The organism is Leptospira terpstrae serovar Hualin str. LT 11-33 = ATCC 700639, from assembly GCF_000332495.1.
In the GTDB taxonomy this organism is placed as follows: Bacteria; Spirochaetota; Leptospiria; order Leptospirales; family Leptospiraceae; genus Leptospira_A; species Leptospira_A terpstrae.
Map to the genome: position 1 here is coordinate 139545 of NZ_AOGW02000018.1, position 12302 is coordinate 151846.

A 12302-nucleotide genomic window follows, 5' to 3' on the forward strand; every position below is an offset into this window, starting at 1 on the left:
TTTTTTTAGTCTAAGGTTTACTTTATGGCAAACCTAGAAATTACATCCACTTTACCATCCAATCAATCCATCTCTGTGCCTCAACTAGGCCTCGGAGTTTGGAAGTCCCGGCCGAAAGAATGTTTGGAAGCGGTTAAATCTGCGCTTTCTTTAGGATACCGGCATATTGATACTGCAGCGATTTATGGAAACGAAGCAGATGTAGGAACTGCCATAAAAGAATCAGGTGTGAACCGCAGTGATATTTTTTTAGTCACAAAACTTTGGAACGCTGACCAAGGGTACGATACCGCCTTACGAGCGATAGATGTGTCACTTAAAAAATTAGGAACAGATTATGTGGATATGTATCTGATACACTTTCCAGTTTCTGGAAAACGAAATGAATCTTGGAAAGCTTTGGAGAAAATTAAATCAGAAGGCAAAGCAAAATCCATTGGTGTTAGTAATTTTATGGTCCCTCACTTGGAAGAACTATTAAAAGAAACGGGAACGGTACCTGCAATGAACCAAGTGGAATACCATCCTTTCTTGCAAGATACAAAACTAAAAGACTATTGCATTCAAAAAGGAATCCTACTAGAAGCCTATAGCCCTTTGGCTCATGGACAAAAGTTAGAGGACCCTCGCATTACTCAATTGGCCAAAAAATACAATAAATCCAATGCCCAAATCTTAATTCGGTGGTCATTGCAAGCGGGGCATGTGGTCATTCCTAAATCCAAAAATCCAGACCGCATTCGGGAGAATGCTGATGTCTATGATTTTGGTTTATCCGATTCCGATATGAAGGAAATTTTTAGTTGGAATGAAGATTTTCGAACTTGTTGGGATCCCACCACCGTGGAGTAGCCGTAGCGAAATCCTAAATTTTATTTTTTGTCAAAGACAAGGACTGCCGATTGTCGGTTGTCCTTAGTTCCCAAATACCCATAACCAAAAGGAAAAGGTAAGGGTGTATCATTTGTTTTCTCACTCAATTGTTTCAATTCCAGTTGGACTTCGGGGATAACGGCACCCGATAAATTCCAGGATCTTTCATACCGGCCAAATACTTGGCGTCTCCAAAGTTCTTCAGGAAAAAAACGAATCGGAAAACCTGACTCGTCTTGAACCACAAAGTCTGCATTTTTTAAAAGCAAGTCTCGGACTAACTTTCGTTTTTCCCCATGAAACAAATATTCCGCTGACTTTGTAAAAATTCCCACATTCTTTAATTCAGAGAAGTATTCATACAACCCGTCACCAGGAACACCTTCATTGCCAATTAAGAATATTTTAAAATAAGTAAGAGTTTCCTCTTTTTTTAGTTTTGTATCGTAAAGCGATATTGTGAATCCTTTGTAAGTAATTCCTTTCCCAACAATTACTTCTTCTTTTGAATCCAGGATTTCTTTACCCATTCTGCGAAGAAATGCAACAAACACAGGATAGGCGCCGTTTAGTTCTTTTTTCTTGGTTTCTTCTTTCATTTTCCGGTAAGTAAAATAATTTCTTCCCGCTAAATGATCCGATAAGTTCCGGATTCCTTGTTTTACAATTAGTTTTTCTTTATCAGTTAAGGAACTGTATTGATTGGGATAACCTGGATCTTCCAAGCCAAATAAGATAAAACGTTCACAATGGGGGTAAAAGGAAAACAAATTCAAAACATCTATCCCGCTAAAAGGATAAATGACTGTTTTTACTTTAGGGTTATAATCTTTCTTTTTTAAATACTCGGTAATGGTATCTCTAGTGTTTGTTAGTTTATTCCAACTAAGATCCATTTCTTTTTTATGGAGTGGATCAGAATCGATAAGACCTGCCCATTCATCATAAAGAGAAGTTTCTTGAAAGGCAGTTTCTGTTTTCTTTTCTTGGATTTGGCATTGGAGAGAGAAAATCAATAAGAGGAGGATCGTTTTTTTTGTCATAAAATTAGAAAGGTATCAGGGACAATCTGTAAGAAGACAGTTTCCAGACATCCATTTTCATAGGACGAATTTGCATTTTCTTGGAATGGCAAAAAAAAACCGGCCCGGGGAAACCCCGAACCGGTCAATGGTTCCTAAAAAGAAAGCCGTGTTTATTTATTCTCCGACAGCAACGTCTCCGTCTGCTTCGGTGGAGAAACTAACTGGTTGTTTTGATTTTGTTTCTTTAGTTTCTTTTGGATCCCTTTCAATGGATTTTACTTCTCTTGTTTGGATTTTTGCTTGGTCCACCAAAGGAAGTCCATTGAGATCTCTTACTTGGTTCTCAATTTTGAAGGCAATGTCTGGGTTTTCGAGAAAGAATAGCCTGACCTGTTCTTTTCCTTGTCCGATTTTTTCTCCACCATAGGAATACCACGAACCTGCTTTGGCAACGAGGTCATGACGAACCGCAAGATCAATCAACGAACTTTCTTTGTTGATCCCGGTAGCATACATGATATCAAACTCTGCTTGGCGGAAAGGTGGGGCACATTTGTTTTTCACTACTTTCACTCGCACGCGGTTTCCCACAGGTTCTTCCTTTTCTTTCAGAGTTTCAATACGACGGATGTCCAATCGGATGGACGCATAGAATTTCAAAGCATTTCCACCCGTAGTAGTTTCCGGACTTCCAAACATCACACCGATCTTCATACGGATCTGGTTGATGAAGATCACAGTGGTATTGGATTTAGAAATAGTTCCTGTGAGTTTACGAAGTGCCTGGGACATGAGACGGGCTTGTAAACCCATATGAGAGTCTCCCATGTCACCTTCGATTTCTGCTTTCGGGACGAGAGCTGCCACCGAATCGATCACGATAAGATCTATCGCATTGGAGCGAACCAAAGATTCACAAATTTCCAACGCTTCTTCCCCGTTGTCAGGTTGTGCCACCAGTAGGTCATCCACGTTCACTCCCAATTTTTTTGCATAGGAAGGATCAAGGGCATGTTCCGCATCGATAAAGGCGGCAATGCCTCCTTTTTTTTGCGTTTCTGCAATGGCAGAAAGAGTGAGAGTTGTTTTACCAGAAGATTCTGGTCCATAAATTTCTAGGATTCTTCCAGAAGGAAACCCGCCTATCCCCAAGGCGATGTCTAGATCCAAAGAACCTGTAGATACTACGTTCATTTCTGACATACGTGTATCGGCGCCAAGGCGCATAATAGAACCCTTTCCAAATTGTTTTTCGATTTGGCCTAGGGCAGCGTCAATGGCCTGCTTTCTTTGGTCGGTTTCTTTTTCTTGAGCCTTGTCAGCTTTCTCTTTTTTCATGAATCAAACGTTCTCCTAAAATCGGTGTTCCGAAAGACTAGGTAGGGGACTTCGCCGGTTGGTCTTAAAAAAACTTACCTAACCGACTCTTTCAAGGATGAACCCATCCCTTCCGAATTCCACTCTTTTTCTCTTCCAGATGGGTCTCATTATGGATGAGACCTGGGACAAATTAGAGGAGGGAGGGAATTTTTCCGGATTATGTCTTTTTTTTCCGTTTTCAACACTAAACAAAATGTAAGTACTTGTATAGTATTTTTTTGCCGTAGGAGAAAGAAAACTTTGCCGATAGTCTTTCTGTATGACCCTGCCAGTTCTTGAAGTCCAAATCCCCGACCATTTCCCCCAAGCTATGGCTGAACTCTTTCGCAGTTACCGAACTTATTTAAAAATAGAAAAAAACTATTCGGAACATACACTATTTGCCTATCTACGTGATTTAAAATTCTTCTTTGAGTTTTGTTTGAAAGAGGAAATTGATATTTTAACGGTCGATGTATTGGATGTCCGGGCTTATTTTGCAGACCTGAAAGCCACTAAAAAACAAGACAAACGTACTCAGAGTCGTAAACTATCATCCTTACGCACCTTTTATAAATTTTTATTCCGCGAAGAGAAAATAGGAGCCAATCCCATTCTACAGGTAAGTTTCCCTAAAACCAAAAAGAAGTTACCTAAAAATTTCACACAAATCGAAACAGAAGATATTTTGGACTACGAAGATGGAGAAAAAGCGGAAGTACTTGGGAAAAGAGACAAAGCCATCGTAGAAGTTTTGTATAGTACGGGACTTCGGGTATTTGAGTTAGTCAATGCAAAGTTAAGCGATCTTAACCATGAATTAACTTCGCTGAAAGTGATGGGAAAACGTCGCAAAGAACGATTTGTTTTTATAGGTGATGAAGCACAAGCGGCTCTAAGAGATTATTTGGAAGAAAGAGGAACAGCAGGTCCTGAAGAAATCTTTTTAAACCAACGCGGTGGAAAATTAACAACACGCGGGATTCGTTATATTTTATCCGAACGTCGCGTAGTAATGGGAATGGAGAAAGCAATCACTCCTCATAAATTTAGACATACCTTTGCTACTGATTTATTGAATGCTGGTGCCGACATTCGCGCCGTACAAGAGTTACTCGGTCATTCTTCCTTATCATCTACGCAGGTTTATTTGAGTGTATCGAGAGATCGGCTTAAGGAAGTTTATCGAAATGCACATCCTCATGCGAAGAAGTGAATTGGGTTGAGTTTCCGCGCGGATATAATCTCCCCGCCCTGAACTAGGGTGGGGAACTAGACCCGCCGCCCAATGACTTTCCTTTACCACAAAGGCAATATTTACGAAATCACATTCCCTATTTTCATTAAAAATCTTTAATTAAGTTCATCTTTTTGTATTTTTATCTAAAATATATAGTTGACTATAAAAATAATGTTGGCTATATTTATTTGTGTCTCTACTTTCCGATAAACATTCTGGTTTATTTAATTCCTTTCCTCTTAAGGAAACGAAGTTTGCAAAAACTCGACTCAATTTAACCTTTGCCTTTTTATCTGAACTTGAGTCAAAATCATTTGAAGAAATCAAAATTAAAGATCTTTGTAAAATAGCCGAGGTTTCGGAACCAACTTTCTATAATTATTTTCCTGAGAAGGGCGATCTAATCTTACATTACATTCAAATTTGGAGTTTGCAGGTTTCTGTGTTTGCCAATGAGAAAAAATTGTCTGGATCTGGTTTTGGAATGCTTTCCGCTTTATTCCGTTATACGGCCAAAGAATCAAAAAAAAATCCTAGAATCCTGTTAGAAATCATTTCCTTTCAAGCTAGGACTCTCAAATCCTTAAAACAACAGAAACTCACAAATGCAGAGCGAATGTTACTTTTCCCGAAGATTGTTGGAATAGAAAACTTGGATGCAGATGGGGTCGAAGGAATCATTCGCAAAGCAATTTCTGTTGCAGCTAAGAATGGTGAACTTCCCGAATCAACTGATTGGAAATCGTTTTCATTGGCTATTGCCTCTTGTTTTTTCGGAGTTCCCATCCTCTCATTTCAACTGAATCAAAACTTAGAAAAACTCTGGCTTGAATCCTTGAATTATTTGTGGATAGGAGCCGGTGGAAAAGTGAATGAATGAGATATTGTGTCAATTTTAAATATAAGTATATAAGGAATAATGAATGAAATATTTTAACCAAAAGTGGTTACTTTTGTTTGTCGGTGGACTATTCCTTGGCTTTACCGGAATGAATTGGAACATTCCTATTTTTGCTTGGATCTCCCTCATCCCTTTTTTACGATATGTCCGCCTTGGATATTCCATTCGAACTCTTCTTATGGCGCTCATCATCATCCAAACTGCGTCTACTATGCGGATTATATCCGAGCCGTTCCACATTTGGATTGCTATCTTCTCCGGAGTCCAAGCAGGGATTGTATTTACAATCTTACTTTGGATTTGGAACCAAGTTAGAATAAAATTCTCCAAACAAATATCTCCAACCTTAGGTTTTGCCTTTTTATTCACAATTGTAGAGTGGATCGGTGCTTACTGTTCTAAGTTAGGTGTTTGGGGGATGTTAGCCAATAGTCAAATTAACAATTTGATTTTGATTCAATCCGCCTCATTATTTGGTGCCACGGGGATTAGTTTTCTCATTTACTTAGTGAATGGAAGTCTTGAACAATCCCTATCGGAATTTATAACTCATTCTAAAATTTCTAAACCTTCCCAATACGCGTTAATAAGCTGCTTTCTTTTATTAGTGGGCTTATCGTTTTATGGTTCAGTTCGTCTCACCCTTCCCATAGAAGGAAATAGTATCAAAGTAGGAACCGTAACTTCCAAAATGGAAATTCAAACCATTTGGGAAGATTCTATCCAAAATCAAAAGAATACCGATCTAATATTTGCTCGCACCAAACAGGCAGCGGATGAGGGTGCAAAAGTTGTAGTTTGGAATGAAGGAGCCATTCTTATCCAAAGAAAAGAAGAGGATTCTTTTTTAAAAAAAATAGCAACCTTGGCAAAAGAAAAAGAAATCGAAATCGTCGCAGCTTATATTGTTCCACTGAAAGAACATGAATTCTTTTTAGAGAATCAGTTGCATTGGATTGGCAAAGATGGTTCTACCCGCCAGGTTTATTTTAAACAATTCATTCCTCCTGGAGAGCCAATATCTCATAACCCTTCCGAAATACGGGTCATTGCAACCGAATGGGGAAAAATGTCTGCAGCCATTTGTTATGATTTCGATAGCCTCCAATTAACAAAAACACATTCTGAATTAGGAACAGGAGTCACTTTTATTCCTGCTTCTGATTGGAAGGGAATCAATCCTTTCCACACGGAAATGGCGGCCTTACGTGGAATCGAAAATGGAACATCGATTGTTCGCTCAGCTCGTGGGGCAATTTCAGGAGTTTATGATGCCTATGGTCGTGTCAAAGGCACCTTAGATTATTATGAGGAAAATGATGGCGTTTTGGTCGTATCGGTTCCCACGGTAGCAGTCAAAACTCTTTATAGTAAATTAGGGAATTGGGTAGTAGGTTTGGGATATCTCTATTTGGGCTTCGGAAGTCTTTTTGTGTTTGTACTAAAGAATAAAAACTAACAACAATTTGTGTATGAGTAGCAAAATGCTAGATTTTAATATTAGAAAATTTCTAAATATTTGATTGAATTAAATATCGATTTTGTCATGATTTGTAGTCTGTGAATTCCTGAAGCCCATTTGTTGGAGTTCTCAAAGGATGTTTGATGACTTTAGTCGCTGATAAATCCATTTTGTTAGTTGAAGATGAAGCACTTCTCGCCATGTTTGAGAAAAACCAATTGGAGCAGGGTGGTTATGTTGTGACCCATGTTACCAATGGGGAAAATGCTATCCAACTCATTATCCTTGAAGGTAAACCTTTTGATCTCATTCTTATGGACATAGATCTAGGTCGTGGCCTAGATGGAACTCAAACCGCTACAGAAATATTGAATCATAAAGAAATCCCGGTAGTATTTCTTTCTTCCCATACAGAAAGAGATATAGTTAAAAAAACAGAAACCATCACATCGTACGGATATGTAGTAAAAAACTCTGGGTTTACTGTCCTCGATGCTTCTATCAAGATGGCCTTCAAACTTTTTGAAGCAAACGAACTGACTAAAAGTAAAAAAGAACATCTCGAAACAGTATTGCAGTCGATAGGCGATGGAGTCATCGCAACTGATAGCGATGGAAAAGTCATTCGTATGAATCCAATTGCCGAAAAATTAACAGGCTGGGCACATGATGAAGCAGTTGGACTTACCATAAGCGATGTATTCAAAATTGTGAATGTCAAAACCCGTAGTTTGGTAGAAAATCCAGTTGATATTGTTTTACGAACCAACTCTATTGTTGGACTTGCCAATCATACAGTTTTACTTTCTAAAGATGGATGTGAATATCAGATCTCTGATTCAGGATCACCCATCAAAGACCTTAATGGTGATACTAGAGGAGTAGTGTTAGTCTTTCGAGATATCACTGCAGAATACAATGTTCAAAGTCAAATCGCAAAACAAGCCAATATGTTAAATAATGTTTTGGATGCCGTCATTGGTACAGATTTTAATCATAAAATCAATTATTGGAACAAAGCTGCCGAAAAAATTTATATTTGGAAAGCAGAAGAAGTGATAGGAAAATCCGTTTTAGAGGTTTTAAAAACAGATTATCTACAACTGACTAGCGATCAAGTGATCGAAAAAGTCAACTTAGAAGGCAGTTTCATTGGTGAAGTCATTCAATTTGCAAAGGATGGAAGTATCCGCAATATCGAAGTCAACCAAGTACTTTTGAATGATGAAAGTGATTTGCCAATCGGTTATATTGCAGTTGGAAGAGATATCTCTGACAGATTAAATGCTATGAAACAAGTCCGGGAATCGGAAGCTAAACTCACACAAATCATTGAATCTGCGATGGATGCAATCATTAGTATTGATCAATCCAAAAGAATCATTCTCTTCAATGGAGCTGCCGAAAAAATGTTTGGATACCAGTCTACGGATATTATTGGCCAAGGATTGGATCGTTTGATTCCGATGGATTTTCGTAGTCAACATGACAGCCACATTGATTCCTTTTCTAAAACAGGAGTGAGCCGTAGAGCCATGGGTGCTCTTGGCCAGATACGTGGTCTTCGTGCAAACGGGGAAGAATTCCCAATTGAAGCATCTATTTCTCAAATTTCTGTTAAGGGAGAAAAATTATATACTGTAATCCTAAGAGATGTAAGTGTTCGTAATCTTTCTGAATCTAAAATTCAAAAGTTATTACATGAAAAAGAAAACATTCTCAAAGAGATTCACCATCGTGTAAAAAATAATATGAGTTCCATCTTTACCTTGTTAACTCTTCAGGCAAGGTCTCAAACAGAAACGTCCATTCAGACGATACTCTATGAGGCAGCCGGCCGAGTGAAAAGTATGATTGTTCTATATGATAAACTATATCATTCCGAAACTGACAATACAGTATCCTTACAAGATTATTTCCCCGCTATTTTTAACGAAATTGTAAGTATCTTTCCCAAAAACGTAGAATTGAAAATGGAAATCCTCGAAGAACCAATAGAATTAAGTGCAAAACTCCTTTCTTCTTTAGGTATCATTCTGAACGAACTCATTACCAATTCAATGAAACATGCATTCAATGATATAACAAATGCAGAAATTAGTTTAAAAATATTCCGTGAAGGTAAAAAACTATATTTAGAATACGCTGACAATGGAGTGGGAATTCCTGATTCCATTTCATTTGAACACTCGCCTGGGTTTGGCCTTCAATTGATTGGTATGTTAGTAGATCAAATCGAAGGTAAAATTAGCATCGTTAGAAATCCATTGTCAAAGTTTCTTTTAGAGCTGTCTATTTGATCTATTCTAAGTTAAAATTAAAAATATTTAGATTTTAAGACTGTTCAGTCGAATTCTTGTTTACCAGACTCAGGTGTCGGTTCCTATTCTCACATGGGCCAACTCCAATTCTATGTTGTATTATGTTATGCAATCCCAATCCTTGTGATTCTATTTCCTATCGGACTTTCTTTCTCCTATATTTTTAAAATTACTGGTCTAGATCAATGGTCTAATCGGATTAATAATTACCTCGGTTATTTTTGGTATCGTTCTTTTTTCCTACTCACTGGTAGAACGTTACATTTTGAACAGGGAGATTGGGATCCCAATGGGAATAATCGTTTTTTAATTTGTAATCATACCAATGCAATGGAAGTACCACTGATTGTTGCATTACCTTATTTGTCGCAATCGAAAGATGTAAAATTGTCTTATTTGGGTGGAGATATCATTCAAAGATATAAAATCATTCCTCTGATGATGCACAAAACCATAGTAGAAGCAGTTATTTATTCTGAAAGAAAACCCAATTTCAGAAACTTCAAAACAGATGTTCTGAAAGTATTAAAAACAAGGTCAATATTTCTATATCCTGAAGGTGAAAGAACTTTTACTGAAGAAATTAAACCATTCCAAACCGGGGTTATGAAAATTGCTTATAAATTTAATGTGGATTTAGATGTTTTTGTTGTGAGTGGGATGATGGGTTATTCTGATTTAAAAGAATATTCTCATTTAAAAAAATCTAAAACAGTATATTTCCATTTTTGCGGATCTATCAAAGCTAAAGATTATTCTACTTTTGAATCTTATTTGGCAGCAGCAGAAACTCTTATGAAAGATAAAAAAAAGGAAATAGAAGCAATTGAAAAGTCAGCCGTTACTGTGTAACGGCCTCATTCGTTTCTATCATTTTTATTTTGGTAAGGTTTTTGTATAGGCTACAAGTTGATCGAGAGCTGTACCCCATCCATCCATAAATCCCATTTCCTCATGTTGTTTTTTTGTTTCCGGGTCTTTATGTATTGCCACGGCCTTATACTTTGTAGCAGTACCTAAACTTTCCATTGTGACAAAGGCAGTCATAAAACTATTGCCCGATGGTCTATAACCAGAAATTAAACTATCAGTAAAAACTAATTTTTTTAATGGAACCACTTCCAAAAAACATCCGTTATTTGGAAAATCCTTCCCTTCTGGAGACTGCATTAAAGTGTAAAACTCTCCGCCAGGTTTTAGATCAATCCTACAATCAATGGTTTTCCATGGAGCTGGAGTAAACCAATGCATTAGCTGTTCTGGCTTTGTCCAAGCATCCCATACCAATTCCACTGGAACTTCTACTATTCTTTCCAACACCAAGTCCAATTCGGGATTGAATGTTTCTTTCGATTCTTTGCTCATATTTTTTTCCCCTTTGTTTTTAATAAGAATGAGTCCAGTTGGTTTAGCCTTGTTTCCCACAACGACTTTTGCGCCTGTAGCCAAGAATCCATAACTGAAAATGGATTTTGGTTCAAATAACAGATTCGCACCCTACCTACTTTTTCGGTATAGATCAGTTGTGAAGATTCCAAAATCTCTAAATGTTGCATAAAGGAAGGCATTGCCATAGAGAAAGGGGAAGCTAAATCGCTAACACTGGCAGGACCAATGCCTAGCCGTTCAATGACCTGTCGCCTTGTCGGATCAGACAGGGCTTGCAAAATCACATCTATACTGTAGGTTCTTTTGACCATATGGGCATTGTATCAGATTTTATTACTTAGGTCAACACCTAAGTAATGGCATTTTTTGGTTTTGAAAAGATAGTTTTCTTGGTGAATTGATTCCATATGATGGGAAAGGAAAGATGATGGAAAATTCCTATCCCAAACGCAAGAAAGTTAGTTTAGAATTACTCAACCTTTCCAACCCCTTCTTTCGTATTTTAAAATGGTCAGTCATTCTGGGCTTTATTTCTCTCGTAGTGGGTTCTGCATCTGCTTTCTTTTTACTGGCACTGGAAAAAGTAACTCAGTTTCGAGACTCGAATTTTTGGATCGTGTATTTTCTTCCACTGGCAGGAATTTTTATAGGATGGTTATATTTTTATTACGGGAAAAACGTTACTAAGGGAAACAATCTACTTTTAGAAGAAATTCATTCTCCCACTTCCATCATCCCAATTCGTATGGCTCCTTTTGTTTTTTTCGGAACTATAGTGACCCATCTGTTTGGTGGATCTGCCGGGAGAGAAGGGACGGCTGTCCAAATGGGAGGATCTATTGCTCACCAATTGGTTCGGTTTGTACCATTAACTTCGAAAGAACAACAAACGTTGATTATACTGGGGATGAGTGCTGGATTTGCATCCGTATTCGGAACTCCCATTGCTGCCGCAATTTTTTCAAACGAAGTGATTCGGATTGGAACATATCGTTGGAAACTAATTTTCCCTTCCTTAGTTACTGCATACCTAGCACATTTAGTATGTCTTGAATGGGGAGTGAGTCATTCGCATTATCCAAATATTCCATTGGAAATTACAAATACAGCTATCTGTTGTTTGGTTGTGATTTCTATATTTTCTGGATGGGTTGCTAAGTTATTTACTTTGTTTATTCATAAAGTTACAGAATTACATTCTGCCTTCATCCATTATCCACCGTTTCGGCCTTTGTTTGGTGGTATCATCCTTGTTGTTTTATTTGGATTCGGATTCAGCCCAGTGTATTTTGGTTTGGGACTACCTACCATCCAAGCAGCCTTCGTAGAGCTTTTGCCATGGGAGACTTTTCTTTTAAAGTTAATCCTGACGACCATAACTATTGGCTCCGGTTTTAAAGGAGGAGAAGTGACTCCTTTGTTTTTTATTGGTGCTAGTTTGGGAAATGTTTTTGGTTATTTTGATCCAGGTCACCTTATGTTGTTTGTTGGAGTTGGATTTATTTCGGTCTTTGCAGGAGCCAGTAATACACCTATTGCTTCTGCCATAATGGGAATGGAATTGTTCGGCTGGGAATCGGGAATCATATTCTTTCTCACTTCACAAATTGCCTATATCAGTTCTGGACATAGCAGTATTTACTCCTCTCAAATAATAGGAAGTGCGAAATTTTTTAGTCCGACTGCCCACGTTGGGAAAAAAATTTCAGAACTTAAGAAATAGTTTTATCGT

The 12302-nt window shown here is 37.8% G+C and carries 11 protein-coding genes; 7 read left to right on the top strand and 4 right to left on the bottom strand.

Going from position 1 to position 12302, the window contains the following annotated elements:
* The first annotated feature begins 24 nt into the window (after positions 1–24).
* Positions 25–852, top strand: coding sequence for an aldo/keto reductase (locus LEP1GSC203_RS16850; protein WP_002975378.1), 828 nt, complete (start codon positions 25–27; stop codon positions 850–852).
* A 20-nt stretch (positions 853–872) separates the two neighbouring features.
* Here the strand turns inward: LEP1GSC203_RS16850 and LEP1GSC203_RS16855 are convergent, their stop codons facing one another.
* Positions 873–1916, bottom strand: a complete 1044-nt coding sequence (locus tag LEP1GSC203_RS16855) for a hypothetical protein (protein WP_002975467.1) — start codon at positions 1914–1916, stop codon at positions 873–875.
* Positions 1917–2072: 156 nt separating this feature from the next.
* Positions 2073–3236, bottom strand: coding sequence for a recombinase RecA (gene recA, locus LEP1GSC203_RS16860; RefSeq protein ID WP_002975489.1), 1164 nt, complete (start codon positions 3234–3236; stop codon positions 2073–2075).
* Positions 3237–3537: 301 nt separating this feature from the next.
* Here recA and xerA point away from each other — a divergent pair, with 301 nt between their 5' ends.
* The 5 genes from xerA to LEP1GSC203_RS16885 all read left to right on the top strand — a co-directional run bounded on the left by xerA (position 3538) and on the right by LEP1GSC203_RS16885 (position 10033).
* Complete coding sequence (gene xerA, locus LEP1GSC203_RS16865) at positions 3538–4473, top strand: site-specific tyrosine recombinase/integron integrase (protein WP_002975241.1); 936 nt, start codon at positions 3538–3540, stop codon at positions 4471–4473.
* 214 nt (positions 4474–4687) lie between these two features.
* Complete coding sequence (locus LEP1GSC203_RS16870; RefSeq protein WP_002975362.1) at positions 4688–5377, top strand: TetR/AcrR family transcriptional regulator; 690 nt, start codon at positions 4688–4690, stop codon at positions 5375–5377.
* 43 nt (positions 5378–5420) lie between these two features.
* Entirely contained in the window at positions 5421–6857 is a 1437-nt protein-coding gene (locus LEP1GSC203_RS16875; protein WP_002975451.1) for a nitrilase-related carbon-nitrogen hydrolase, read from the top strand.
* A 146-nt stretch (positions 6858–7003) separates the two neighbouring features.
* Positions 7004–9160: a PAS domain S-box protein gene (locus tag LEP1GSC203_RS16880; RefSeq protein WP_002975211.1), complete on the top strand. Its 2157-nt coding sequence runs from the start codon at positions 7004–7006 to the stop codon at positions 9158–9160.
* Positions 9161–9253: 93 nt separating this feature from the next.
* Complete coding sequence (locus LEP1GSC203_RS16885) at positions 9254–10033, top strand: lysophospholipid acyltransferase family protein (RefSeq protein ID WP_002975271.1); 780 nt, start codon at positions 9254–9256, stop codon at positions 10031–10033.
* A 24-nt stretch (positions 10034–10057) separates the two neighbouring features.
* Here LEP1GSC203_RS16885 and LEP1GSC203_RS16890 read toward each other — a convergent pair whose 3' ends face one another.
* Positions 10058–10546, bottom strand: coding sequence for an SRPBCC family protein (locus LEP1GSC203_RS16890; protein WP_002975198.1), 489 nt, complete (start codon positions 10544–10546; stop codon positions 10058–10060).
* A complete protein-coding gene (locus tag LEP1GSC203_RS16895) occupies positions 10543–10881 on the bottom strand; it encodes an ArsR/SmtB family transcription factor (protein ID WP_039938321.1) in 339 nt (112 codons plus the stop codon). Before LEP1GSC203_RS16895 ends, LEP1GSC203_RS16890 begins: the two co-directional genes overlap by 4 nt.
* 116 nt (positions 10882–10997) lie before the next feature.
* Here LEP1GSC203_RS16895 and LEP1GSC203_RS16900 point away from each other — a divergent pair, with 116 nt between their 5' ends.
* Positions 10998–12293: a chloride channel protein gene (locus LEP1GSC203_RS16900; RefSeq protein WP_002975316.1), complete on the top strand. Its 1296-nt coding sequence runs from the start codon at positions 10998–11000 to the stop codon at positions 12291–12293.
* The last annotated feature ends 9 nt before the right edge of the window (positions 12294–12302 follow it).

Bases quoted from the DNA above. Each gene is read 5' to 3' on its own strand.
- LEP1GSC203_RS16850 (WP_002975378.1), top strand. From the start codon at position 25: ATGGCAAACCTAGAAATTACATCCACTTTACCATCCAATCAATCCATC.
- LEP1GSC203_RS16895 (WP_039938321.1), bottom strand. From the start codon at position 10,881: ATGGTCAAAAGAACCTACAGTATAGATGTGATTTTGCAAGCCCTGTCT.
- LEP1GSC203_RS16900 (WP_002975316.1), top strand. From the start codon at position 10,998: ATGGAAAATTCCTATCCCAAACGCAAGAAAGTTAGTTTAGAATTACTC.
- recA (WP_002975489.1), bottom strand. From the start codon at position 3,236: ATGAAAAAAGAGAAAGCTGACAAGGCTCAAGAAAAAGAAACCGACCAA.
- LEP1GSC203_RS16855 (WP_002975467.1), bottom strand. From the start codon at position 1,916: ATGACAAAAAAAACGATCCTCCTCTTATTGATTTTCTCTCTCCAATGC.
- LEP1GSC203_RS16890 (WP_002975198.1), bottom strand. From the start codon at position 10,546: ATGAGCAAAGAATCGAAAGAAACATTCAATCCCGAATTGGACTTGGTG.
- xerA (WP_002975241.1), top strand. From the start codon at position 3,538: ATGACCCTGCCAGTTCTTGAAGTCCAAATCCCCGACCATTTCCCCCAA.
- LEP1GSC203_RS16885 (WP_002975271.1), top strand. From the start codon at position 9,254: ATGGGCCAACTCCAATTCTATGTTGTATTATGTTATGCAATCCCAATC.
- LEP1GSC203_RS16875 (WP_002975451.1), top strand. From the start codon at position 5,421: ATGAAATATTTTAACCAAAAGTGGTTACTTTTGTTTGTCGGTGGACTA.
- LEP1GSC203_RS16880 (WP_002975211.1), top strand. From the start codon at position 7,004: ATGACTTTAGTCGCTGATAAATCCATTTTGTTAGTTGAAGATGAAGCA.